Origin of the sequence: Enterococcus sp. HMSC072F02, from assembly GCF_001837725.1 — a bacterium.
Taxonomy (GTDB): domain Bacteria; phylum Bacillota; class Bacilli; order Lactobacillales; family Enterococcaceae; genus Enterococcus_B; species Enterococcus_B lactis.
The window spans coordinates 1-21,654 of sequence record NZ_KV833904.1 but is presented as its reverse complement, the minus strand read 5'-3'; the positions used below and the strand labels follow the sequence as shown (position 1 = coordinate 21,654).

General features: G+C 38.9%; 24 protein-coding genes. 3 read left to right on the top strand and 21 right to left on the bottom strand.

The genetic code is table 11. The annotated features are described in order from the left end of the window. Positions 1 to 4: 4 nt before the first annotated feature. The 14 genes from yhbY to HMPREF2731_RS02190 all read right to left on the bottom strand — a co-directional run bounded on the left by yhbY (position 5) and on the right by HMPREF2731_RS02190 (position 10,867). Positions 5 to 316: a ribosome assembly RNA-binding protein YhbY gene (gene yhbY, locus HMPREF2731_RS02255; RefSeq protein WP_002290852.1), complete on the bottom strand. Its 312-nt coding sequence runs from the start codon at positions 314 to 316 to the stop codon at positions 5 to 7. A 15-nt stretch (positions 317 to 331) separates the two neighbouring features. Then, the gene (gene yqeH / locus HMPREF2731_RS02250) at positions 332 to 1,441 is read right to left on the bottom strand and encodes a ribosome biogenesis GTPase YqeH (protein WP_070872245.1); all 1,110 of its coding nucleotides are present in this window, start codon (positions 1,439 to 1,441) and stop codon (positions 332 to 334) included. Next, on the bottom strand, positions 1,438 to 1,965 hold the full coding sequence (locus HMPREF2731_RS02245) for a YqeG family HAD IIIA-type phosphatase (RefSeq protein ID WP_002290848.1): 528 nt from the start codon (positions 1,963 to 1,965) through the stop codon (positions 1,438 to 1,440). Before HMPREF2731_RS02245 ends, yqeH begins: the two co-directional genes overlap by 4 nt. 227 nt (positions 1,966 to 2,192) lie before the next feature. Further along, the gene (locus HMPREF2731_RS02240; protein WP_002290847.1) at positions 2,193 to 2,978 is read right to left on the bottom strand and encodes an acetyl-CoA carboxylase carboxyl transferase subunit alpha; all 786 of its coding nucleotides are present in this window, start codon (positions 2,976 to 2,978) and stop codon (positions 2,193 to 2,195) included. After that, on the bottom strand, positions 2,971 to 3,840 hold the full coding sequence (gene accD / locus HMPREF2731_RS02235) for an acetyl-CoA carboxylase, carboxyltransferase subunit beta (protein ID WP_002290846.1): 870 nt from the start codon (positions 3,838 to 3,840) through the stop codon (positions 2,971 to 2,973). Before accD ends, HMPREF2731_RS02240 begins: the two co-directional genes overlap by 8 nt. Further along, on the bottom strand, positions 3,841 to 5,220 hold the full coding sequence (locus tag HMPREF2731_RS02230; RefSeq protein WP_002295381.1) for an acetyl-CoA carboxylase biotin carboxylase subunit: 1,380 nt from the start codon (positions 5,218 to 5,220) through the stop codon (positions 3,841 to 3,843). It abuts the gene before it with no gap. 7 nt (positions 5,221 to 5,227) lie between these two features. Beyond that, the gene (gene fabZ, locus HMPREF2731_RS02225; protein ID WP_002287621.1) at positions 5,228 to 5,647 is read right to left on the bottom strand and encodes a 3-hydroxyacyl-ACP dehydratase FabZ; all 420 of its coding nucleotides are present in this window, start codon (positions 5,645 to 5,647) and stop codon (positions 5,228 to 5,230) included. Between the two features lie 24 nt (positions 5,648 to 5,671). After that, positions 5,672 to 6,148 (bottom strand): acetyl-CoA carboxylase biotin carboxyl carrier protein, encoded by a 477-nt coding sequence (gene accB / locus HMPREF2731_RS02220; RefSeq protein ID WP_002290844.1) that lies wholly within the window; start codon positions 6,146 to 6,148, stop codon positions 5,672 to 5,674. A 2-nt stretch (positions 6,149 to 6,150) separates the two neighbouring features. Further along, positions 6,151 to 7,386 carry a beta-ketoacyl-ACP synthase II gene (gene fabF / locus HMPREF2731_RS02215; RefSeq protein ID WP_002287619.1) on the bottom strand — a complete coding sequence of 412 codons (1,236 nt, stop codon included), beginning with the start codon at positions 7,384 to 7,386 and terminating at the stop codon, positions 6,151 to 6,153. Between the two features lie 18 nt (positions 7,387 to 7,404). Further along, positions 7,405 to 8,142 carry a 3-oxoacyl-[acyl-carrier-protein] reductase gene (gene fabG / locus HMPREF2731_RS02210; protein WP_070872243.1) on the bottom strand — a complete coding sequence of 246 codons (738 nt, stop codon included), beginning with the start codon at positions 8,140 to 8,142 and terminating at the stop codon, positions 7,405 to 7,407. 11 nt (positions 8,143 to 8,153) lie between these two features. Further along, positions 8,154 to 9,071, bottom strand: a complete 918-nt coding sequence (gene fabD, locus HMPREF2731_RS02205; protein WP_002329057.1) for an ACP S-malonyltransferase — start codon at positions 9,069 to 9,071, stop codon at positions 8,154 to 8,156. A gap of 106 nt (positions 9,072 to 9,177) precedes the next feature. Beyond that, a complete protein-coding gene (locus HMPREF2731_RS02200; RefSeq protein ID WP_002287614.1) occupies positions 9,178 to 9,402 on the bottom strand; it encodes an acyl carrier protein in 225 nt (74 codons plus the stop codon). Between the two features lie 52 nt (positions 9,403 to 9,454). Further along, positions 9,455 to 10,417, bottom strand: coding sequence for a beta-ketoacyl-ACP synthase III (locus HMPREF2731_RS02195; RefSeq protein WP_002287612.1), 963 nt, complete (start codon positions 10,415 to 10,417; stop codon positions 9,455 to 9,457). Positions 10,418 to 10,426: 9 nt separating this feature from the next. After that, entirely contained in the window at positions 10,427 to 10,867 is a 441-nt protein-coding gene (locus HMPREF2731_RS02190; RefSeq protein WP_002287610.1) for a fatty acid biosynthesis transcriptional regulator FabT, read from the bottom strand. A 305-nt stretch (positions 10,868 to 11,172) separates the two neighbouring features. Here HMPREF2731_RS02190 and HMPREF2731_RS02185 point away from each other — a divergent pair, with 305 nt between their 5' ends. Next, positions 11,173 to 12,138 carry a GIY-YIG nuclease family protein gene (locus HMPREF2731_RS02185; protein ID WP_070872241.1) on the top strand — a complete coding sequence of 322 codons (966 nt, stop codon included), beginning with the start codon at positions 11,173 to 11,175 and terminating at the stop codon, positions 12,136 to 12,138. Between the two features lie 56 nt (positions 12,139 to 12,194). On the opposite strand, the gene HMPREF2731_RS02180 is transcribed toward HMPREF2731_RS02185, so the two are convergent. The 6 genes from HMPREF2731_RS02180 to HMPREF2731_RS02155 all read right to left on the bottom strand — a co-directional run bounded on the left by HMPREF2731_RS02180 (position 12,195) and on the right by HMPREF2731_RS02155 (position 17,930). Next, positions 12,195 to 12,425 (bottom strand): YkuJ family protein, encoded by a 231-nt coding sequence (locus HMPREF2731_RS02180; RefSeq protein ID WP_002287607.1) that lies wholly within the window; start codon positions 12,423 to 12,425, stop codon positions 12,195 to 12,197. An 85-nt stretch (positions 12,426 to 12,510) separates the two neighbouring features. Beyond that, entirely contained in the window at positions 12,511 to 13,398 is an 888-nt protein-coding gene (locus tag HMPREF2731_RS02175; protein WP_002287606.1) for an NAD(P)-dependent oxidoreductase, read from the bottom strand. 88 nt (positions 13,399 to 13,486) lie between these two features. Beyond that, positions 13,487 to 14,710, bottom strand: a complete 1,224-nt coding sequence (locus tag HMPREF2731_RS02170; RefSeq protein WP_002287605.1) for a glycosyltransferase family 4 protein — start codon at positions 14,708 to 14,710, stop codon at positions 13,487 to 13,489. A 16-nt stretch (positions 14,711 to 14,726) separates the two neighbouring features. After that, on the bottom strand, positions 14,727 to 15,773 hold the full coding sequence (locus HMPREF2731_RS02165) for an LTA glycolipid anchor biosynthesis glycosyltransferase, IagA/BgsA family (protein WP_002319376.1): 1,047 nt from the start codon (positions 15,771 to 15,773) through the stop codon (positions 14,727 to 14,729). A 163-nt stretch (positions 15,774 to 15,936) separates the two neighbouring features. Further along, positions 15,937 to 17,664, bottom strand: coding sequence for a phosphoenolpyruvate--protein phosphotransferase (gene ptsP, locus HMPREF2731_RS02160; RefSeq protein WP_002290826.1), 1,728 nt, complete (start codon positions 17,662 to 17,664; stop codon positions 15,937 to 15,939). Continuing rightward, positions 17,664 to 17,930, bottom strand: a complete 267-nt coding sequence (locus tag HMPREF2731_RS02155; RefSeq protein WP_002287602.1) for a phosphocarrier protein HPr — start codon at positions 17,928 to 17,930, stop codon at positions 17,664 to 17,666. Before HMPREF2731_RS02155 ends, ptsP begins: the two co-directional genes overlap by 1 nt. Positions 17,931 to 18,408: 478 nt before the next feature. On the opposite strand from HMPREF2731_RS02155, the gene HMPREF2731_RS02150 reads away from it, so the two are divergent. Next, the gene (locus HMPREF2731_RS02150) at positions 18,409 to 20,643 is read left to right on the top strand and encodes an ATP-dependent Clp protease ATP-binding subunit (protein ID WP_002287598.1); all 2,235 of its coding nucleotides are present in this window, start codon (positions 18,409 to 18,411) and stop codon (positions 20,641 to 20,643) included. A 147-nt stretch (positions 20,644 to 20,790) separates the two neighbouring features. After that, positions 20,791 to 21,111, top strand: coding sequence for a DUF1827 family protein (locus HMPREF2731_RS02145; RefSeq protein ID WP_002290825.1), 321 nt, complete (start codon positions 20,791 to 20,793; stop codon positions 21,109 to 21,111). 204 nt (positions 21,112 to 21,315) lie between these two features. On the opposite strand, the gene HMPREF2731_RS02140 is transcribed toward HMPREF2731_RS02145, so the two are convergent. Next, positions 21,316 to 21,540 carry a hypothetical protein gene (locus tag HMPREF2731_RS02140; RefSeq protein WP_002290824.1) on the bottom strand — a complete coding sequence of 75 codons (225 nt, stop codon included), beginning with the start codon at positions 21,538 to 21,540 and terminating at the stop codon, positions 21,316 to 21,318. Between the last annotated feature and the right edge of the window lie 114 nt (positions 21,541 to 21,654).

Below are 21,654 nucleotides of genomic sequence, written 5' to 3'. Positions count from 1 at the left end.
CTCCTTATATTGCTTTTACTTCTTTTGATAGCCTTTGATACTTTTCTTTTGTGGAAGGTTTGTATAATACGATAACACGTCCAATGATTTGGACGATTTCGCAATCTATTTCTTTTTCTAATACTTGAGCTGCTTCTTCTGCAATCTCATCTGTATTTTGAAGTAACGATACTTTGATCAGTTCTCTTTTTTCTAAAGCTTCTTCAATTTGAACGATCATTGCTGAATTGATCCCACCTTTTCCGATTTGAAAAATCGGCTGAAGATGATGCGCTTGGCTACGTAAAAAACGCTTTTGTTTTCCTCTTAAACTCATAATTTTCCTTCTTCCTTAAATCAATGCTTTTCGCTTCAAGACATCTACACCCTTTGGCGCCCAGCCAGCAATTACTGCTGGTTCTGTTACGGTGATCCAGCCTAGACCGGCAAAAACGATGTCTGTTTTTTCTTTCACGGAAAATTCAAAACGAACAAGCTCGGGAAATTCCTCGACTTCATTAGGACGAGGCGGCTGCAATAACCCACCTACGTGTTTTTGATAAAATTCGTCTGCTTTTTCCAGTTTTGTTCGATGAATATTAACATCATTCGACACATAAGCAATAAATGAAGCACGATTGCCGCTGATAAAATCAAATCTTGCAAGCCCGCCCAAGAAAAGTGTTTGCCCTTCATTCAGCTGATAAACTTTAGGTTTGATTTCTTTTAACGGTGCAATGATCCGCAAATCTTTTTTACCTAAGTAGTGCGCCATTTGATGGCGATGGATAATTCCCGGTGTATCAATCAAAAAATGCCCGTCATCTAAAGGAATCTCGATTTTATCCAAGGTCGTTCCTGGAAACTGCGAAGTTGTGATTACATCTTGTACTCCCGCTGTATTTTTGATGATTTGATTGATAAGCGTCGATTTTCCGACATTTGTTACCCCGACGATATAGACATCCCGTCCATCGCGGTATTCTTCGATTTTTTCTAATAGTTCCGTCATCTCATGAGATTTCTTAGCACTAGTTAATAATACATCTACTGGACGAATTCCTGCTTCGTAAGCACGTTCCTTCATCCATTGTGTTAATTTAGTTTTTTTCAATGATTTAGGTAATATATCCACTTTGTTCCCAACTAAAAGTACTGGATTGTCACCGACAAAACGGTGTAGTCCTGGGATTAGTGAACCATTGAAGTCAAAAATATCCACCACATTGACGATCAATGCATCTTTTTGCCCTAATTCATTCAGTAAGCGCAAAAAGTCGTCATCCGTCAATGAGACATCTTGGATCTCATTATAATGGCGTAATCTGAAACAACGCTGACAATAGACTTCCCCGGAAGCTAAACCTTTTTCCAAAGCCGTTTGCGGCGTGTATCCTAATTCACCGGGTTTGTTTGTTTGTATAACGGCACCACAGCCGATACATTGTAATTCTTCTGTCATTCGATTCCACCTCGCCAGCCCATATCAGGGTGTTTTGCTAATAGATAGGCCATAATTCTTTTTTCCAAAAAACGATTAAATTGTGTCTTCCAACTATCTGTTGCGATAATGGGTTTTACAAGGATGCTACGTATCCCTGCACGATTGGCTCCACGTATATCAGTCATAATCTGATCGCCTACCATTACTATCTCATCATCTGCTAAATCCAATTGTTTCTTTGCTATGTTGATCCCTCTTGCTAAAGGTTTCATTGCTCGTGCAACATACAAAAGATCAAATTTTTCAATCGCTCGCGCGACACGTTTTGAATTATTGTTTGAAACAACAACAACAGGGATTCCTGCATTTTTCATTTCTAAAATCCAAGTAAGCAACTCTTCTGTTCCATCTGGATTATTCCATGCAATCAACGTATTGTCTAAATCGGTCAATACTGCTTTGATGCCTAGATTCTTTAATTGGGCAGGTGTAATCTGATAGATGGCTTCTACCATCCATGTTGGTTTGTAATTTGAAAACATGCTGTCTCCTCATCTGCAAAAAATGAAGGAGCACATAAAGTACTCCTCAACCCCGTATTATACTGCATATCAGCAAAAAAAACTACCTCTATACTCGTTCGTCTTTCAGAAAAAGCATTTCTTTACAAAATGACCAAAAATAAAGATTGATCACAGAAAAATTTAGAAACAAAAAACAACTAAGCGAGCAAGAACCATTCTTTACTCTTTGCTTAGTTGTTAAACACCTAATATTGGCGGAACCTCTTGTACCGTTTTTCCAGTAATTCATGCTGGTCGAATCGAACAAGTTCCGTCAATCTTTCAATCAACGCTTTTTTCATAATGTGTGCGACTTTATATCGTGGCAACTGCTCGCCGTTGAACGTTTCAGGAATAACTCGATCAACGATTCCTAACTCGCGTAGTTCTGGCGCAGTAATTTTCATCAACTCAGCTGCTTCTGCGGCGCGACTACCGTCTTTCCACAAAATCGACGCAAATCCTTCTGGAGAAAGCACAGCATAAATCGTTTCTTCCAGCATCCAGACTTCATCCGCTAAACCTAGAGCAAGGGCACCGCCACTTCCACCTTCACCAATGATGATGGCGATGATCGGTACCTTTAAATCAGACATTTCGAGCAGATTTCTGGCAATAGCTTCTCCTTCGCCGCGCTCTTCTGCTCCTACACCGCAATATGCACCTGCTGTATTGATCAATGTAATCACCGGTCTATTGAACTTTTCCGCTTGTTTCATCAGTCGTAAAGCTTTTCGATAGCCTTCAGGATGGGGAGAACCAAAATTTCTGCGGATATTTTCCTGCAGATCCCGTCCTTTTTGAATACCGATCACTGTTACCGGTTTGCCATCTAATCGAGCGATTCCACCAACAATCGCTTCGTCATCTGCAAATAAACGATCACCATGGCATTCCTCGAAAGAATCGAAGATCTCTTCAAAAAAATCCAAGCTTGTCCATCGTTCTTTAGCTCTTGCTAACTGAACGACATCATGTGCTGTCTTATCCACGATCTATCCATCCTTTCTGTGTATGCAATTCAAGAAGCGTATGGATTTTCTGCTTTAATTCCATGCGGGGAACAATCTGATCGACAAAACCATGAGACAATAAGAATTCAGCCTTTTGGAAATCTTCTGGAAGTTCCTGCTTGATCGTCTGTTCGATGACACGTCTTCCAGCAAAACCAATCAAGCTTTGGGGTTCTGCTAAAATGATATCACCTTCCATTGCAAAACTGGCAGTTACTCCTCCGGTCGTCGGGTCTGTCAAAACAGTTAGATAAAAAAGACCTTCATTACTATGCCGTTTGACAGCAGCAGAGATTTTTGCCATCTGCATCAGAGAAAAGATTCCTTCTTGCATCCGTGCACCACCTGAAGCTGTGAACAAGACGACTGGAAGTCTTTCCTTTGTTGCTCGTTCGAATAATCTGGTGATCTTTTCTCCGACAATCGTTCCCATACTTCCCATGATAAAATTAGGATCCATCACTCCAATAATGAAGGGAATCCCCTGAATGGTCGCTTTACCAGTGAGGACTGCTTCATGAAGTCCTGTTTTATCTTGCATCTTTTTAATTTTTTCCGTATATTCGGGAAATGCTAGCGGATCTTTGGTTACAAGATCCGTATCCCATTCTTCAAAACTTTTTTCATCAATAATCAAAGCTAGACGCTGCCATGCACCGATTCGAAAAGCGTATCCGCAATGAGGGCATACTTTTTCTTCACCGATGTCTTTCGTATAAAGGATATGTTTGCAATTTGGACACTTTGCCCACATGTTATCAGGAACAGATGGCGAGTTAGCAGGTTTGCTCTCTCTATTAGGATTGATCCGAATATATTTCTTTTTCTTAAACAGAGCCATCTATGCGCCTCCTATCTCCGTTTCTGGTGTCCAATTCGGTAAAAATTCTTCTTGTAAAAATGCTGTGCTGTAATCACCTGCTATGACTGCAGGATGACTAATCAAATCCATCTGAAATTCTGCGTTCGTGATGATTCCTTCTGTGATAAATTCACTTAAGGCTCGCTGCATCTTCATTAATGCTTCAAAACGCGTATTTCCATGGACGATTATTTTTGCAATCATTGAATCATAATATGGCGGGATCGTATATCCCGGGTAAACTGCACTGTCTACTCGCAGACCCATCCCACCTGCTGGAAGCAGTAAGTTTTGGATCTTCCCTGGAGAAGGAGCAAAATGGAAAGCAGGATTTTCTGCATTAATCCGGCATTCGATTGCGTGTCCTTGGAATACTACTTCTTCTTGACACACATTCAAAGGCTCGCCGGCTGCTATCTCCACCTGTTTTTTTACTAAATCGATTCCTGTGACCATTTCTGTTACTGGATGTTCCACTTGGATTCGAGTATTCATTTCCATGAAATAAAAATCGCCTTCTTCATCCATCAGAAACTCGATCGTTCCGGCATTTTCATAATTGACTGCTTTAGCTGCTCGAACAGCAGCGTCTCCTAGTGCTTCTCTTTTTGTTTGTGAGATCACTACAGAAGGAGATTCTTCCAGTACTTTTTGATTATTACGTTGCAAAGAACAATCTCGTTCTCCTAAATGAATGACATTGCCAAAATGATCACCTAAAATCTGAACTTCTATATGGCGAGCAGGATAAATGATTTTTTCCAAATACATATCATCATTTCCAAATGCCGCTGCTGCTTCTTGCTGAGCTGAAGAAAAATGCTGTGGGAGCTCTTCTTTTGATTGAACTTTCCGAATGCCTTTCCCGCCACCACCTGCAGCTGCTTTCAGCATCACTGGATAACCAATTCTGTCTGCTATTTCCAATGCTTCTTCTACTGTAGATAATACACCAGTACTTCCTGGAATGACTGGGACATTTGCTTCTTGCATCAATTGACGCGCATTGATCTTATTTCCCATTGCATCGATCGTTGCACTTTTAGGACCAATAAATGTGATATTGCACTCTTCACACATGGAGGCAAATCGGCTATTTTCAGATAAAAAACCAAATCCTGGATGAATTGCTTCGGCTTTTGTCACGATTGCAGCGCTCAGTACTTCCTGAACATTCAGATATGAATCAACGGCTTTTGCCGGGCCAATGCAGATTGCTTCATCTGCTAACTGTGTATGAAGTGCTTCGGCATCTGCTTCTGAATATATCGCTACGGTTTGGATCCCTAGTTCGCGGCATGCACGAATGATACGTACAGCGATTTCACCGCGGTTAGCTATCAATACTTTAGAAAACATATTTCACCTATCCAATCATAAAGGTTAATTCCGCTTCGGCTACTTTTTTACCGTCTACTTTAGCGATTCCTTTGCCTATTCCGGCTGAAGCTTTCACTTTCAATATCTCAACTTCAAGGTATAAGGTATCTCCCGGTGTAACTTTCTTACGGAATTTTGCTTTGTCCAATCCGCCGAAATAAGCCGTCTTTCCCTTGAATTGTTCAAGAGAAAGTAATGCAACTGCTCCTGCTTGAGCCATTGCTTCAACAATCAATACTCCTGGCATAACAGGTTCTTCTGGAAAATGTCCTTGAAAAAAGGGCTCATTGATCGTTACATTTTTCTTAGCAACGATCCGTTCTCCTTCAACCATTTCTTCCACTCGATCAATCAAAAGCATTGGATAACGATGTGGAATGATTTCTTTTATTTCTTGTATGTTCATTGATTTCCCTCTTTCCTGCTTTGCTTATTTTTGCTGGATCCTAAAGAGTGGCTGTCCATATTCAACAACTGACTCGTTTTCTACAAGGATTTCTGTGATTACTCCGTCGGCCTCACTAGTTATCTCATTCATTAGTTTCATCGCTTCAATAATGCAGATAACTTCTCCTTTGGCAACTTGATCACCTACTTTTTTGAAAGCTGGTTTGTCGGGCGCCGGTTGCAGATAAACGATTCCCACGATTGGCGAAACAACCTCGATTCCATCAAATACTGCCGATTCTTTTTCTTTCATTGTTTCTGGAGCAGTTGTTGCTTGTTCAGGTATGACATTGACTGGCTCCGAAACTGGCAACGTTTCGTTTGTTTGAACCATATTCATGCCTCGACTTGTTTTATTTTTATTCATATACAATTCAAATTGACCTTCACGCAAATCGAATTCCGTTAGCGAGGATTGATCAAATTGACTGACTAATTCTCTGATTTCATTGATATCCAAAATTATTCCTCCCAGCGTTTCATGCACAGAACCGCATTATGTCCGCCAAACCCTAATGAATTACTCATTGCATAAGTAAAACTTGCAGGTTTGCTTTCGTTTTTGACAACTGTCAAGTCAATCTCAGGATCTTGTTTTTCTACATTGATCGTAGGTGGGATAAATTGATGTTCTAATGCCAGCAAAGTTGCCAAGGCTTCGATCCCGCCGGCTGCTCCCAATAAATGTCCAGTCATCGATTTCGTGCTGCTGACGTAAGTATCTCTGAAATTTTCACCTAATGCGATTTGGATTGCTTTTGCTTCTGCCTGGTCATTGGCTGGTGTACTTGTTCCGTGAGCATTGATATATCCGACTTGTTCCGGCTGTACACCAGCTTCTTCCATCGCAAGCTTCATTGCTTTAGATGCACCAGAACCATCTGGAGTAGGAGCTGTCATATGGTAAGCGTCACAGTTTGCACCGTATCCAACGATTTCTCCATAGATTTTGGCACCGCGAGCTTGTGCATGTTCTAAAGATTCAAGAACTAGAACACCTGCTCCTTCACCCATCACAAAACCATTCCGATTTTCGTCAAACGGAATCGAACCACGATTAGGATCAGTTGATTCTGAGAGTGCTGTTAAAGCTGCAAATCCAGCAATCCCCATCTCACAAATCGTTGCTTCTGTTCCTCCAGCAAGAATGACATCTGAATAGCCATGTTTGATGTTACGGAATGCTTCCCCAATTGAATTCGTTCCGCTAGCACAAGCTGTTACGATAGCTGTACAAATACCTTTTGCACCTACGCGCAAAGCAATATTTCCAGCTGCCATGTTGGCAATCGCCATTGGCACGAACATTGGAGAAACTCGTTTTGCACCTTTTTCATGTAGACGAATAACTTGGTTTTCGATTGTTGGAAGACCACCGATCCCAGATCCGATGATGACGCCAAACCGGTCTTGATTCATTTTTTCTTTATCTAAACCGCTCATCTCCATTGCTTCTAAAGCAGCGTAGATTCCATAGATTGAAAACATATCCATTCGTTTGCTATCTTTTTTAATAAAATATTTATCGTAAGGAAAATCTTTGACCTCGCCCGCTAAGGTAATCCCTGTTTCTGAAGCATCAAATTTAGTGATCGGTGCGATGCCATTCGTACCCTCTTTTAAGCTATTCAAAAAGCTGTCTGCGTCATTTCCAATAGGTGAAGTGACTCCATAGCCAGTAATTACCACTCGATTCATTTATTTGCTCTCCTTTTCTTATCCGTGCATGACCAATCCGCCATCGACATTGATGACTTGTCCGGTGATATATGGATTTTGTGCTAAGAAAACTGCTGTTTGTGCAACATCTTCTACTTGTCCGAAACGCTGCATCGGAATTTGCTTTTCCGCTTGTTCCTTGACTTTTTCTGCTAAAACTTCCGTCATATCAGTTGTGATGAATCCTGGCGCAATGGCATTACATGTAATGCCTCTAGTTGCAGCTTCTCGTGCCACAGATTTTGTTAATCCTACTACGCCAGCTTTACTAGCTGCATAATTTGCTTGACCAATATTTCCAATCAACCCAGATACACTAGAGAGATTAATGATGGCCCCTTCTCGCTGCTTCATCATTTTTTTCAATACGTGCTGCGTCATATTGAAGGTTCCAATCAAATTGATATCAAGACATTTTTTGAAATCTTCTGCATCCATCCGCATCACAAGTTTGTCATTTGTGATTCCGGCATTGTTTACTAACACATGGATCGATCCAAGCTTTTCTTCTGATTCTTTGATCATTTGTCCCGCTTTCTCATAATCAGAGATGTCACCGGAAACTCCTACGCATTTTACACCGAATGCTTCGATTTCTTCTATCTTTTCTTTTGGAATCTCTCCGCGACCATTCAAAATGATATTTGCTCCAGCTTTTGCAAAAGCTAAGGCCATCGCTTTGCCGATTCCTCTTGTACTACCTGTGATAAATACATTTTTTCCTTTTACATCCATAACGTTCCTCCTTATAGTATTGCTATTGTTTCATCAAATGTCTGCTTATTCTCAACACGCAGAACTGATATTGTTTTATCGATTTTTTTCATAAATCCGCTTAATACTTTTCCGGGGCCGACTTCGATGACTTGCTCGATGCCGATTGTTTTTAACTTATGGATACTCTCATAGAAACGAACAGGTTGCATGACTTGCTGTTCAAGTAGTCCCGCGATCGTTTCTTTCTTCATTATTTCCGTTGTTGTGTTGCTTATGATAGGAAAAGAAGGTTCAGAGAATTGAATCTGACTTAGGTCCTTCGCCAGTTTTTTTGCTGCCGGTTCTAAAATAGCTGTATGAAAAGGCCCGCTGACATTTAGAGGGATCATTCTTTTGAACCCTTTTTCTTTTAATAGTAAAACAGCTTCGTCTACTGCTTTTTCTTCGCCACCAATCACGATCTGCTGAGGTGTATTATAATTTGCAGGAGATACGATGCCGTACTTACTAGCTTCATGACAGCTTTCCTCGATCGTTTCAATCGGCGCATTCATCACTGCAACCATTTTCCCGCTTCCAGCTGGGGCCGCTTCTGTCATATAAGCGCCTCTTTTTGCTACTAACGCAACTGCTTCAGTGAAGGATAACGCATTACTAGCTACTAATGCCGAATATTCTCCTAAACTCAGTCCTAAAGCTGCATCTGGGATGATTCCGTGCTCCTTCAATAAGCGATAATATGCGATGCTGACTGTTAGAATAGCTGGCTGTGTATATTGCGTCTGATCCAAATGTTCATTTTCTGTAAAGCAAAGTTCAGCCATATCGTAGCCAAGAATTTCACTTGCTTCATCAAATGTCTGCTTTACAATGACTTCTTCATACAAATCTTTTCCCATACCTTGATATTGTGCACCTTGGCCACTAAATAAGAATGCTGTTTTCATGTTTTTCTCCAATATATCCAGAATATATGTTTGATTCTTTTTATTCAAAAAGGCCGAGACATTCCTATTTCAGGAAATGTCCCAGCCCCCAACCTAATTTTAATGATTATGCAGTTTGTTTTTCTACGTAAGTCACTAAATCTTGAACCGTTTTGATTCCGTCTTCTGTTTCGATTTTCACGTCAAATTCATCTTCGATTTCATTGATGATTTGGAATAAATCCAAGCTGTCAGCTTCTAAGTCTTCTTGGATGTCAGTAGTCAATTTGATTTCTTCAGTTTCTTTTCCTAATTCTTCTGCGATGATTTCTTGAATTTTTTCGAATACCATAATAATATATTCCTCCGATATTGTTTGCTTTTTATTTTTATAATTTAACAGTCTACAACTCCATGAGAATACTTCCCCATGTTAAACCTCCGCCATAGCCTGTAAATATTACTTTCTGCTGTTTTCCCAAGGTGATCTTTCCACTAGAAACTGCTTCATCCAATAAGATAGGGATGCTTGCAGCAGATGTATTCCCATATTTATCCATATTGGTCAGGAACTTTTCTTGCGGCATCTTTACTTTTCGGGCAATTTTCTCAATAATTCTGAGGTTTGCCTGATGCAAAAGCAGATAATCAACTGGTTTGTCTTTCATGACTTCTTGGATATTGTTTGCAACGTCTCGTACGGCAAAATCAAAAATATCTCTGCCAGTCATTTGCAAATAATACGAACCTTCTGAATCTTCTGAATAGAACGGATTTTTATTTTGCTGGTAGCCAGCGGTCAATGAGCTACTTCTGGTTCCGTCAGCTGCTAATTTTTCTTTCAGCAATTTTTTCTGTGGATTCGCTTCTAAGAGAATCCCACCTGCTCCATCGCCAAACAACACAGCAGTCGTACGATCAGACCAATCGATTAGCTTAGATAGTGTTTCACCACCAATCACCAGTCCCTTAGTTGAGCCGCAGCGGATCATTTTTTCAGCCATACTTAACGCATAAACAAATCCTGAGCACGCAGCACTGATATCAAAAGCGATAGCATGAGTTGCTCCCAATTTCCCTTGTACTTGTGCTGCTACAGATGGTGTCGTGTAATCGGGCGACATTGTTGCTACTAAAATAAAATCCAAATCTTTAGGGTTTAGATTTTTCTGTTTTATCAATTTTTCCGCCACTAAAATGCATAAATCAGAAGTCTCCTGATTTGTTACACATCTTCGTTCACGAATACCCGTCCTTGACGAAATCCATTCATCAGAGGTATCCATCATCTTGGAAAGATCATTATTAGTAATAATCTTTTCAGGAAGGACGCTGGCTGTTGCAGTAATCATTCCAAATTGTTCCATTAAATATCCTCACTTATAGTCTTGCAAGAAGTCGTGCAAGTTTTTCAGTGCATCCAGCAAGGCATGCTGTTCCTCCGTAGCCATTCCGTCTAAGATGTTCTTGACCATTTCACGATGAAAATGCTGATGGACCCGAAATAGTAACTTTCCTTTTTTCGTTAGTCCCAACTTTACAACGCGGCGGTCATCTTCACTGCGGATACGTTCGACATAGCCTTTTTTTACTAACTTGTTAATAGCAGTGGTCAAGGTCCCAACAGTAATTGATAGTTCTTTGGCTACTTCTGAAGTTGTTTTTTTCTTGTACATCCCGATTGCCTCGATCGTGTGCATCTCTGTGATTGACAGATCTTTGAATTGAGATTTTTTCAGCTCAGACTCTTCGATTGTCAAAATATCATTGAAGACACTAACAAGATAATCATTTACTGTTTTTAAATCTGGTTCCATGTTCCACCGTCCACTAATTAGTTTGATTATCAAATCTTTTGATGTTCAAACTATATCTTAACTTTTTTCAAAATGCAACCTTAAAAGATCATTTTTTTACTATATGAGCTTTTTTTAAGATTTTACTCATTTAAAACAACTGATAAATCAGCATTTATAATTTCTTTTATTAGAAAAATCATCTATCTCACATATTTTGATTATCAAAGTATTTTCTGTGAACAGAACTATATAATTCCCTAAAACTTGTCCATTATTTCAAAATTTGTTATAGTCTTTTTATTCAAAGCGTAAAAGGAGATCCTATGTTAAAAGAAAAAATGAAAACTCTCCCCATGCTGCCGGGTGTCTATCTTATGAAAGACCGAGATGGTAAGGTCATCTATGTTGGTAAAGCAAAACGGCTCAAAAATAGAGTAAGCAGCTATTTTCATCAGAATAAACAGCATTCGAAAAAAGTATTACGCATGATTCATCATATAACAGATTTTGATTTCGTCGTAGTAGACACGGAATTAGATGCTTTATTGCTCGAGTGTCAATTGATCCAACATTACCGACCTTTTTATAACCGACAAATGAATTATTTCAGTAATTATAATTATGTACATATTACCAATAAGGGATTTGTATTAACAGATACTCCTACGGCTCGAACATACGGGCCTTTTCGTCTCTATAAAAAAATGCCGTCTATTTTGCGTATAATGGAAGAAACTTATCAAATGCCTTGGTTGTCTGAAATTAGTTTGTTAGCTTTGCGTGTCCAGCTTCCTGACCTACAGGAAATGACTTTTGAACAGAAAAAAAAGGAACTCCAAGGGCTGTTTCAAGGCCGAAACAAAAAGCTACTGACTTACTTGAAAAAAAGACAACAACATTTCATCTATCAGTTGAATTTCGAAAAAGCCGGTATGCTTCAAAAAGATATCGAATTAGTTACTTATTTTATTAGACGGATCCAGGAACAAAAGCAGTTTTTAAGAACACCATCGCTCACCTTCAGCATGCCATTAGCAGCAGATGAGAGTCAGAAAAAGCACTACCTCGTTTGTTATGGTCAACTTGTAGAAAAAATGATTGCCTCTGGTGACGTTTCTCCTGACTTCTATTATGAAAAGAAAGAAGCTCATTTATCTTTGAAACGTCAATTATCAAAAGAAGAAATCGATCCTGTACAAATCTTGATCAGTTACCGCAAAAAATTAGAAAAAGAACAGTCTGAAATTGAACTGTTAAACAAAAAAGAAGCTGAAAAGCAACTAAATTAGTTGCTTCTCGGCTTCTTTTAGGCATCTTCAACTTCAAATGTCAATTATCCTAAAATTTATTGGATTAAGTCATAGATTTCCATCGCTACGATATCGATATTATCAAATTCGTATTGCTGATGAGTATCTGTTTCAGTTAATTCAAATGTATCGGTCGCTTTATCATAAGTTACTGTACACTTCTCTACGCCTTCTTTTTCAAAACGGCGAACTTGCAGTTCATTATCTGCTGACTCGACCATAGCCTCCAGTCGTTTTATGATTGCGACTAATTGTGAATGTGTCATCGGAGGTCCTCCTTTTCTTATTTCTGTTATATTGTATCAAAAGCATAGCCTACTTGCATTGATTTTCTCTAAAAAAACTCGTTTTTTATGATTTTTTTTCTGGTATTTTTCCTTCAGGCCACCAAAGTTTGATCAAAGCTTGGGTTCCGTCATTCTCAAAACCTTTATCTGCCAACTCTTCATATAGTTTCAATGCTTGGGTAGTTGCTGGCAATACAAGGTCCATTTTTTCTGCTTCTTCTAATGCAATCTTTAAATCTTTGATAAAATGTTTGACAAAAAAACCAGGTGTGTAATCTTCTTTTAAAATACGAGGAGAATAATTGCTTAAAGACCAGTTAGCTGCACTTCCACCTGAAAGCGTCTCAATCACTTTCTTTAAATCAAGTCCGTTTTTTTGTGCATAGACAAGCATTTCCGTCATTCCTGTCATCGTACCTGCAATCATGATCTGATTAGCCATTTTTGTATGCTGACCTTTCCCAGCAGAACCATGCAATGTAAATGTCGTACCAAATTCTTTGAATAAAGGCAGTACTTGATCATAAACGGCTTCTTCTCCACCGACCATGATCGTCAGTGTACCATTCTTTGCTCCTAAGTCACCACCGGATACCGGTGCATCTAACGCATCTGCGCCTTTTTCTTTTGCTGTTTTTGCAATTTTTTCTGCCAGGCTTGGTGTACTTGTAGTCAAGTCAACTAAAATATGTCCTGAGATATCTGCAGAAAAAATCCCCGACTGTCCATAGTAGATTTCTTCTACATCTTTGGGGTAACCTACCATTGTAAAGAGAATATTACTTTGTTCTGCTACCGCTTTTGGTGTATCTGCCCAGATAGCTCCTTCTGTTACTAAAGGATCAGCTTTTGCTTTTGTCCGATTATAGACAGCTACTTCGTGTCCTGCTTCTAGTAGATGGCGTGCGACAGCACTTCCCATGACGCCTGTTCCGATAAAACCAAGTTTCATTTTTTCGACCTCCTAAAAATCAAAAATCCTTGCTTCTATGCTAGTATACGCTAGAAACAAGGATTTTTTCATAAAAAATGTTTGAATTTTATCTTTTAAATGAATTTAATTTTATTTTGATTCGTTCAATCGAGTCTTCTTCTTCTTTTCTTCGCATCTCTTCTTCATGATAAACAACCATGTCTTGATAAAATTCGATCATAGCTTCGCCGAAATGTGTAGATGAAATATCATAAAGTTTAGCTTCTAAAACTTTTGGATCTTTAGGAACTTCACTGGAAATATAATCAATAAGTGCTGGTGCAAAGTCTTCGTCGGTTTCAAAAGTTTTCCCTAATGAAGGATGATCGAACAATCGGTTCAAATAAGCATTTCCTTCCACGACACAAGGTGTTCCGGCTGCCATCGCTTCTGTATAAGTAAGCCCTTGTGTTTCTGAAGTAGAAGCACTGACAAAATAATCTGCCGCTTTATAATAAAGTGCTACATCATTGTTGTCCACTTCTCCTGTGAACTGCACAAATTCTTCTAACTGCAGTTCTGAGATCAATTCCTCTAACTCTTCTACATAAGGTCCTTTTCCTACGATAACTAATCTGGCGTTAGGATAAGCGGAGATGACCTGAGGAAACCCATTAATCAAGGCTTGGATATTTTTCTCATAAGAAATCCTGCTTAAAGAAAGAATCATCAAATGGTTTTCCTGAAGACCTAGTGACTCCCTTAATTTGCTGATATCCTGCTGAGTGATATCAGAACGTTTGAATTTTTCAATGTCGATACCAGTAGGAATCACGCGAAGCGGTGCTATTACACCATAGCTGCGTAATGTATCAATAACACGTTCACTTGGACAAACTACACCTGTCGTATGATTTGCAAATAATCTAGACAAGTATTTTACATGGGATTGCCTGATCACTTTTCCTTTACCGATATAATGAAGGTAGTCTTCATACATCGTATGGTAAGTATGGATCAGAGGTATTTTCAACTTCTTAGCTACCATCTTCCCAAGTATCCCTGCTCCGAATTCTGTATGGGTATGAATAAGATCTAGTTCTAGTTCTTTGGCAACCAAATAAGCATACCACATGCCTCTAACAACAACTCTTCGATCCTTGAAAGAAATAAATGGTACACTTGGCATTCGAATCACATCTTTTTCCAACTTATCCGCATTAGGATCGGTCGTTGTAAAAATATAGACTTCATGCCCATGTCTTTCTAATTCTTGTTTTAATGTTTTGATCGATGTAGCAACTCCGCTGACTTGCGGAAAGTAGGTATCGGTAAAAAAGCCGATTTTCATGTTTTTCGCCTCCAAACTAGTCCTTGATCTGATTTACTTTTTTTAATTTGCTAGAGACTTTTTCATTCAGTACACTTTCGTATACATTTTTAAGTTCTTCACCGATTTTATTGATACTTCGCTCTTTTGCTGTTTGATAACCGGCTTGTGTCGTACTCGGTAGTTCTTGATTGGTAATCTGTTGGATCAGTCGGATAAATTCTTCGTTTGTCTTCCCCATATAGCAGTTCTTGCTATCTTCTAACCAGCCATTATACACTGGAATATCTCGAACAAGTACGTTTTGTTTGCTTGCTAAAGCTTCTAAAACAACGATCCCTTCTGTCTCTTCATAAGAAGGGAAAAAGAATAGGTCTGCACCTGAATACGCACCTTCTATGATCTCTCCACGAATGTATCCAGGAAACAGGACATTTTCAGGATGATCTTCTTTTACAATTTTCCGGATGTTCCGAGGAATCGAGTACATGGGAACATGGCCAAACCAAATAAATGTGTATTCGGGCATCTTCTTAGCAATTTCTACGAAATCAATGATTCCTTTACGTTCGAAAAACAAACCGACACAAATGATTACTTTTTGATCCGGAGACAGTTTGAAATATTCTCTGAACTTTTGTTCTTTCATTGGATCAGGGCGATATTTCTCTAAGTCGATCCCATTGGAAATAGCTTGAATCGGCACACGGATACCATAGCTTTCCAACAACTGTTTTGAATAAGGTGTTGGCGTGATCAGATAGTCCGCTTTTTGGTACAATCCTACCAGATATTTTTTTACGATAGGAGAAAGCTGGTTCGATCCGATAAAGGAATTTCGGAAATCTTCCTCTGTAGAATGCGCATGATAGACAACTTTTTTTCCTTCTCTTCTGGCTTTATTGACCATGTTATGACTATTGATTCCGTATGTATTGATGTGCAGGATGTCATAATCTTCTTTTTCATCTAGTGTATAAGAGATACCGACTTCCGTCAGAGCACGTTTTTGATGATCAAGCGCACGCCCGATTCCAGATTTTGCAAGCATCTTTTCACTTTCAAAATATAATAATACCTTCACCTTACGTCCCCCTTCACTTATATAGTATAACATAGCCTACAAACTGTCACTCAAACTTAAGCCCTATTTTTGTCTATTCTTACTGACGAAAACTTTTTCTTAAAAAAGAACAAAAAAACTGGCGTAGCTCTTTTACAAGCCACACCAGCTTTTGATACGTTGTTTATTTTACATATTCATGAACAAGTTCAACGACTTCTTCCATCGTATCGCATTCTTTCAATGCACGATCAGCAAGTTCAGCCATTTTCGCTGTGTCCAAGCGTTTCATTAAACTACGCGTTTTAAGAATAGATGTCGCACTCATTGAGAACTCATCTAGACCCATACCTACTAGCAATGGAACAGCTGTTTGATCTCCAGCCATTTCTCCACACATACCTGCCCATTTTCCTTCAGCGTGTGCTGCATCAATTACATTTTTGATCAAACGTAAAATTGATGGGTTATATGGTTGGTACAAGTAAGAAACGCGTTCGTTCATACGGTCTGCTGCCATTGTGTATTGAATCAAATCGTTTGTACCTACAGAGAAGAAATCTACTTCTTTTGCAAACTTGTCTGCTAAGACTGCTGCTGCTGGAATCTCGATCATGATGCCGACTTGGATCGTATCAGATACTTCCTTGCCTTCACTGATCAATTTTTGTTTTTCTTCTTCAAAGATCGCTTTTGCTGCGCGGAATTCTTTGAGTGTAGCTACCATAGGGAACATGATACGTAAGTTACCATGAACAGATGCACGAAGCAATGCACGCATTTGTGTACGGAACATTTCATCGCCTTGTTCAGATAAACTGATACGCAATGCACGATATCCTAAGAATGGATTCATTTCATGAGGTAATTGCAGATATGGTAGTTCTTTATCTCCACCGATGTCCATTGTACGAACAACTACAGGTTTTCCTTCCATACCTTCTAATACAGCTTTATAAGCTTCATATTGGTCATCTTCTGTTGGGAAGTCTGGAGAATCCATATACAGGAATTCAGTACGGTACAGACCAACTGCTTCTCCACCATTATTATGGACACCAACTAGATCTTTTGGTGTTCCGATGTTTGCAGCTAATTCAAAATGCTTGCCGTCAGCTGTGACAGTTTCTGCATTTTTTAATTTTTCCCATTCTGCTTTTTGTGCTGCGTAATCTGCACCTGCTTTTTCAAATTCAGCTTTTTGTTCATCTGTAGGATCGATGATTACATCGCCTTCGATCCCGTTGACAGCCAAAATATCGCCTTCTTTGACTTTAGCAGTAATTTCTTTTGTCCCAACGATTGCTGGAATTTCTAAAGAACGTGCCATGATAGCAGAATGTGAAGTACGTCCACCAATGTCTGTTACAAACGCTTTTACAAAATTGCGATCTAATTGTGCTGTATCACTTGGAGTCAAGTCATGTGCAACAACGACCACTTCTTCGTCGATCATTGATGGATTTGGTAAAGTAACGCCTAATAAGTGCGCTAAAATACGTTTAGCAACGTCACGAATGTCTGCAGCACGCTCTTGCATATAAGCATTATCTTCCATTGCTTCGAACATACCGATATACATATCCGTTACTTCTTTTAGCGCTGATTCAGCATTTACGCTGTTGTCTTTAATATTTTGCTTGATTTGACCTACCATTTCTGGATCTGAAAGAACCATCAAATGGGCATCAAATACTTGCGCTTCTGCTTCACCTAAGCTTTGCGCTGCTTTTTCACGAATTTGCTGCAATTCTTCAGTAGATTTAGCTAATGCAGCATCCAAACGAGCTTCTTCAGCCGCAGTATCTTCTACTGTTGCCTTACTGAATGTTAAATCCGGTTGAACTAGCAGGTAAGCTTTTGCAACGGCTACACCGTCACTAGCGGCAATCCCTTTTAGCATTTCAACCATTATTCAGATAAGCCTTCTTTCTTCATTGTTTCAACGATTGCTGCCATTGCATCAGCTTCGTCAGCACCTTCTGCAGTAATAGTAACATCAGAACCTTGACCTACACCTAAAGACATAACGCCCATGATTGATTTCAAGTTTACTGATTTACCTTTATACTCTAAGTTTACATCAGAGTTAAATTTGCTTGCTGTTTGTACTAATAGTGTAGCTGGACGAGCGTGGATCCCAGTTTCTGCTACTACGTGAAATTCTTTCTTTTCCATATTAATCGGTCTCCTTTAAGTGAGTGTTGTTTTTATGTGAGGGTTTTCTTTTTTAGTAATTCAGAGAATCCTAACAAATGCCACCCTTTCATCTGTAAAGATTAACATTTTTTTTCGTTAGATACAACAGTTTTCATTCAATTTCAGATAAAAGTATTCAAATTATTCCGGATTCTTTTTCATCCTTTTCTTCACATTTTATAACAAACATGTTTATTTTCTTTTTCTTGTCGCTTTCTCTTCTCCTGACGTTTATCATTCTTTCCTTTGACCCTCTTTGTTTTCATATGAAACGAATTACTTGCTTCCCTTTTTATTTTTAGTATAATAAGAGTCAAAGGTCAGGAATGGTCAATATAAATTTCACCTTTTCTACCTCATAAATCTCTTAAAAAACTAGGGGTTATTCTTTTACCTCATGAAAAACGAGATGTAAAATATGGATGTACCCATTTTTGTGAAAGGACGTGAATGATTCATGCTTTGTCAAAACTGCGGCAAGAATGAGGCAACGATTCACTTGTATGCCACTGTCAATGGTCAGCGGACACAACTTGATTATTGTCAGAGCTGTTATCAAAAAATCAAAAATCAACAAAATGGAGGTCTGACTAATATGGCCCAAAACGATCCATTTGGATTTGGCAGTTTGGACGATCTTTTCCGTTCCATGTCTCGCCAAATGCAACAGCAAGGAAATTATGAGCAAACACCACCAACACAATTTGGCGGAAACAACAACTTCAATGGTGGTCAGCCACCTCAAGGCAATACAGAAGGTTTATTGGGAGAATATGGAATCAATATCACAGAACAAGCACGACAAGGTGATATCGATCCTGTGATCGGACGCGATGACGAAATCAAACGAGTCATTGAAATTTTAAATCGCCGAACCAAGAACAATCCTGTCTTGATTGGAGAACCAGGTGTTGGTAAAACAGCAGTTGTTGAAGGTTTAGCACAAAAAATCGTAGATGGTGATGTACCGCAAAAATTAATGGACAAAGAAGTCATTCGTTTAGATGTCGTATCTTTAGTCCAAGGTACTGGTATACGAGGACAATTTGAAGAACGTATGCAAAAATTGATTGAAGAGATCCGTCAAGCAGAAAATGTGATCCTATTCATAGATGAAGTTCACGAAATCGTCGGTGCTGGTTCTGCTGGTGATGGAAATATGGATGCTGGTAATATTTTAAAACCAGCTTTAGCTCGAGGAGAATTGCAAATGGTTGGTGCTACTACCTTAAACGAGTACCGCATCATCGAAAAAGACGCTGCTTTAGAACGTCGTATGCAACCTGTACGGGTAGATGAACCAACTGTCGAAGAAACGATTAGTATTTTGAAAGGTTTGCAAAAACGTTATGAAGACTATCATCATGTAAAATATACTGATGAGGCCATCGAAGCAGCCGCAACTTTATCCAATCGTTATGTCCAAGATCGCTTCTTGCCGGATAAAGCCATCGATTTGCTAGATGAAACAGGTTCTAAGAAAAACTTGACGATCCAAATCGTTGATCCTAAAACAATCGAGAAAAAACTGCAAGAAGCAGAAGAACAAAAAGTTTTAGCTTCTCGAGAAGAAGATTTCGAAAAAGCAGCTTATTATCGCGATCAGATCAATAAACTTCAAAAAATGAAAGAACGTCAGCTCACTGAAGAGGAAACACCTGTGATTACCGAAAAAGATATGGAAAAAATCGTTGAACAACGGACAGGTATTCCAGTGGGTGAATTAAAAGAAAAAGAACAGACACAACTGAAAAACTTAGCAGATGACTTGAAAGCTCATGTCATCGGACAAGATAACGCTGTAGATCGAGTAGCGAAAGCGATTCGCCGAAACCGTGTTGGATTAAACAAACAGAATCGTCCAATCGGCTCCTTCTTATTTGTTGGTCCAACTGGTGTAGGTAAAACAGAGCTTGCGAAACAACTTGCCTACGAACTATTCGGTTCACAAGATTCAATGATTCGTTTCGATATGTCTGAATATATGGAAAAACATAGTGTCTCTAAATTGATTGGTTCTCCTCCAGGTTATGTCGGATACGAAGAAGCTGGTCAATTAACAGAAAAAGTACGGAGAAATCCTTACAGTCTTGTCTTGTTAGATGAAGTAGAAAAAGCTCATCCAGATGTTTTGCATATGTTCTTGCAAATCTTAGATGATGGTCGATTGACAGATGCACAAGGAAGAACGGTCAGCTTTAAAGATACGATCATCATTATGACAAGTAATGCCGGAACTGGTAAAGTAGAAGCAAACGTTGGTTTTGGTGCGGCACGCGAAGGTGTTACTCGTTCTGTATTGAACCAATTAAACAACTACTTTACACCAGAATTTCTGAACCGTTTTGACGGGATCATCGAATTCAGTGCATTATCAAAAGAAAACTTGATGACAATCGTCACACTAATGCTAGACGATGTCAACCAAATGCTGGCAGCACAGCAACTTCACATCGAAGTTCCTACGAATGTCAAAGAAAAATTAGTTGACTTAGGCTATGATCCATCTATGGGTGCTCGTCCTCTTCGACGCACGATCCAAGAACAAATCGAAGATGGTATCGCTGAATTTTATCTTGATCACCCTTCTATCCATGAGTTGAAAGCAAAACTGGATAAAGATGGAAAAATCATCGTTACTTCTAAACCAGAACGTTTGGCAAAAGAATCAGCCGAAGAAACGGCTGAATAAATCCAGTTTTATAGCGTGAGACGGTATTTCTTTGAGAAATGCCGTCTCATTCTTTTTTCAGAAAAGTCAAAATACTGTTCATTTTATAAAAAAGAAATTATAATAAGAGAAACAAGCAATTAAAAATACATAAAAGAGGTGAGCGCCATGAAATTGGTAAATGTAACAAACAGCCATTCCCGTCTTGTATTAAACCAGCTTGAAAACACTGATGCCCATCTAGTCAAGGTCTACACAGCCGGAAATACCACTATTGTCTACACTGAAGCCCCTGAACATAATGAAATTCTGCTGATCAATGACAAACGTAAAATCCAGCCGAAAGAAATCGAAGATGCTAAAAATTATTTCTTAGATAAAATCAAAGACGCCGTTTACCACGAGGATGAAATCAAAGTAATCGAATTGGCAGGCCTTGTTGAGATCTCGATTCCAAAACATGAATTAGGCGCTACATTAGCCGTGTAAACAAATTTTGAACATAATAATTAAAGAGCGTGGGACAAAAGTAAAGAACACTTTTGTCTCACGCTCTAAACACGTATAAACGGCGGAAGCAGAAGCAACTCCTTCGGAAATAAGCTGAAATTCACAAAAATTTGAAAAGCAATTTTCGTGAATTTCTTCTTATTTCTTGGAGTTAAACGCTTCTGTCCCAGCCTCTTTTTCTTTCTAGCTTTTTGATTTTTCTCTTTTCTTTTGTACTTTTCTCTTTTCATTTTCAGTTCTACGCGTGTCTTTATTTTTAACTTTTTCCTCTTTATGGATGATTGATCGTACTTTTTGTGCAATCTGCTCGTTTTTGTCCCAGTCTTTTACATCTAATAATTGACATAATTGTAACATCTCTTCTTTTTTCTGTTTTTTTCTTTCACGTCTTTGCCATTCTGTTTCCATGTGTCACACTCTCCTTTCTTTAATCATATGTACGCAAAATAATTTTTATATTTTTTTGATTAGACATTTCTATGATTTTAAATATATGATTTGTCAAATTAAGCTAGAATAAAA

Coding starts and splice junctions, on each gene's coding strand:
- yhbY (WP_002290852.1), bottom strand. CDS start 316: ATGAGTTTAAGAGGAAAACAAAAGCGTTTTTTACGTAGCCAAGCGCAT.
- yqeH (WP_070872245.1), bottom strand. CDS start 1,441: ATGACAGAAGAATTACAATGTATCGGCTGTGGTGCCGTTATACAAACA.
- HMPREF2731_RS02245 (WP_002290848.1), bottom strand. CDS start 1,965: ATGTTTTCAAATTACAAACCAACATGGATGGTAGAAGCCATCTATCAG.
- accD (WP_002290846.1), bottom strand. CDS start 3,840: ATGGCTCTGTTTAAGAAAAAGAAATATATTCGGATCAATCCTAATAGA.
- HMPREF2731_RS02230 (WP_002295381.1), bottom strand. CDS start 5,220: ATGTTTTCTAAAGTATTGATAGCTAACCGCGGTGAAATCGCTGTACGT.
- fabZ (WP_002287621.1), bottom strand. CDS start 5,647: ATGAACATACAAGAAATAAAAGAAATCATTCCACATCGTTATCCAATG.
- fabF (WP_002287619.1), bottom strand. CDS start 7,386: ATGAATCGAGTGGTAATTACTGGCTATGGAGTCACTTCACCTATTGGA.
- fabG (WP_070872243.1), bottom strand. CDS start 8,142: ATGGATGTAAAAGGAAAAAATGTATTTATCACAGGTAGTACAAGAGGA.
- fabD (WP_002329057.1), bottom strand. CDS start 9,071: ATGAAAACAGCATTCTTATTTAGTGGCCAAGGTGCACAATATCAAGGT.
- HMPREF2731_RS02200 (WP_002287614.1), bottom strand. CDS start 9,402: ATGGTATTCGAAAAAATTCAAGAAATCATCGCAGAAGAATTAGGAAAA.
- HMPREF2731_RS02195 (WP_002287612.1), bottom strand. CDS start 10,417: ATGGAACAATTTGGAATGATTACTGCAACAGCCAGCGTCCTTCCTGAA.
- HMPREF2731_RS02190 (WP_002287610.1), bottom strand. CDS start 10,867: ATGGAACCAGATTTAAAAACAGTAAATGATTATCTTGTTAGTGTCTTC.
- HMPREF2731_RS02185 (WP_070872241.1), top strand. CDS start 11,173: ATGTTAAAAGAAAAAATGAAAACTCTCCCCATGCTGCCGGGTGTCTAT.
- HMPREF2731_RS02180 (WP_002287607.1), bottom strand. CDS start 12,425: ATGACACATTCACAATTAGTCGCAATCATAAAACGACTGGAGGCTATG.
- HMPREF2731_RS02175 (WP_002287606.1), bottom strand. CDS start 13,398: ATGAAACTTGGTTTTATCGGAACAGGCGTCATGGGAAGTGCTGTCGCA.
- HMPREF2731_RS02170 (WP_002287605.1), bottom strand. CDS start 14,710: ATGAAAATCGGCTTTTTTACCGATACCTACTTTCCGCAAGTCAGCGGA.
- ptsP (WP_002290826.1), bottom strand. CDS start 17,664: ATGGTTGAAATGCTAAAAGGGATTGCCGCTAGTGACGGTGTAGCCGTT.
- HMPREF2731_RS02155 (WP_002287602.1), bottom strand. CDS start 17,930: ATGGAAAAGAAAGAATTTCACGTAGTAGCAGAAACTGGGATCCACGCT.
- HMPREF2731_RS02150 (WP_002287598.1), top strand. CDS start 18,409: ATGCTTTGTCAAAACTGCGGCAAGAATGAGGCAACGATTCACTTGTAT.
- HMPREF2731_RS02145 (WP_002290825.1), top strand. CDS start 20,791: ATGAAATTGGTAAATGTAACAAACAGCCATTCCCGTCTTGTATTAAAC.
- HMPREF2731_RS02140 (WP_002290824.1), bottom strand. CDS start 21,540: ATGGAAACAGAATGGCAAAGACGTGAAAGAAAAAAACAGAAAAAAGAA.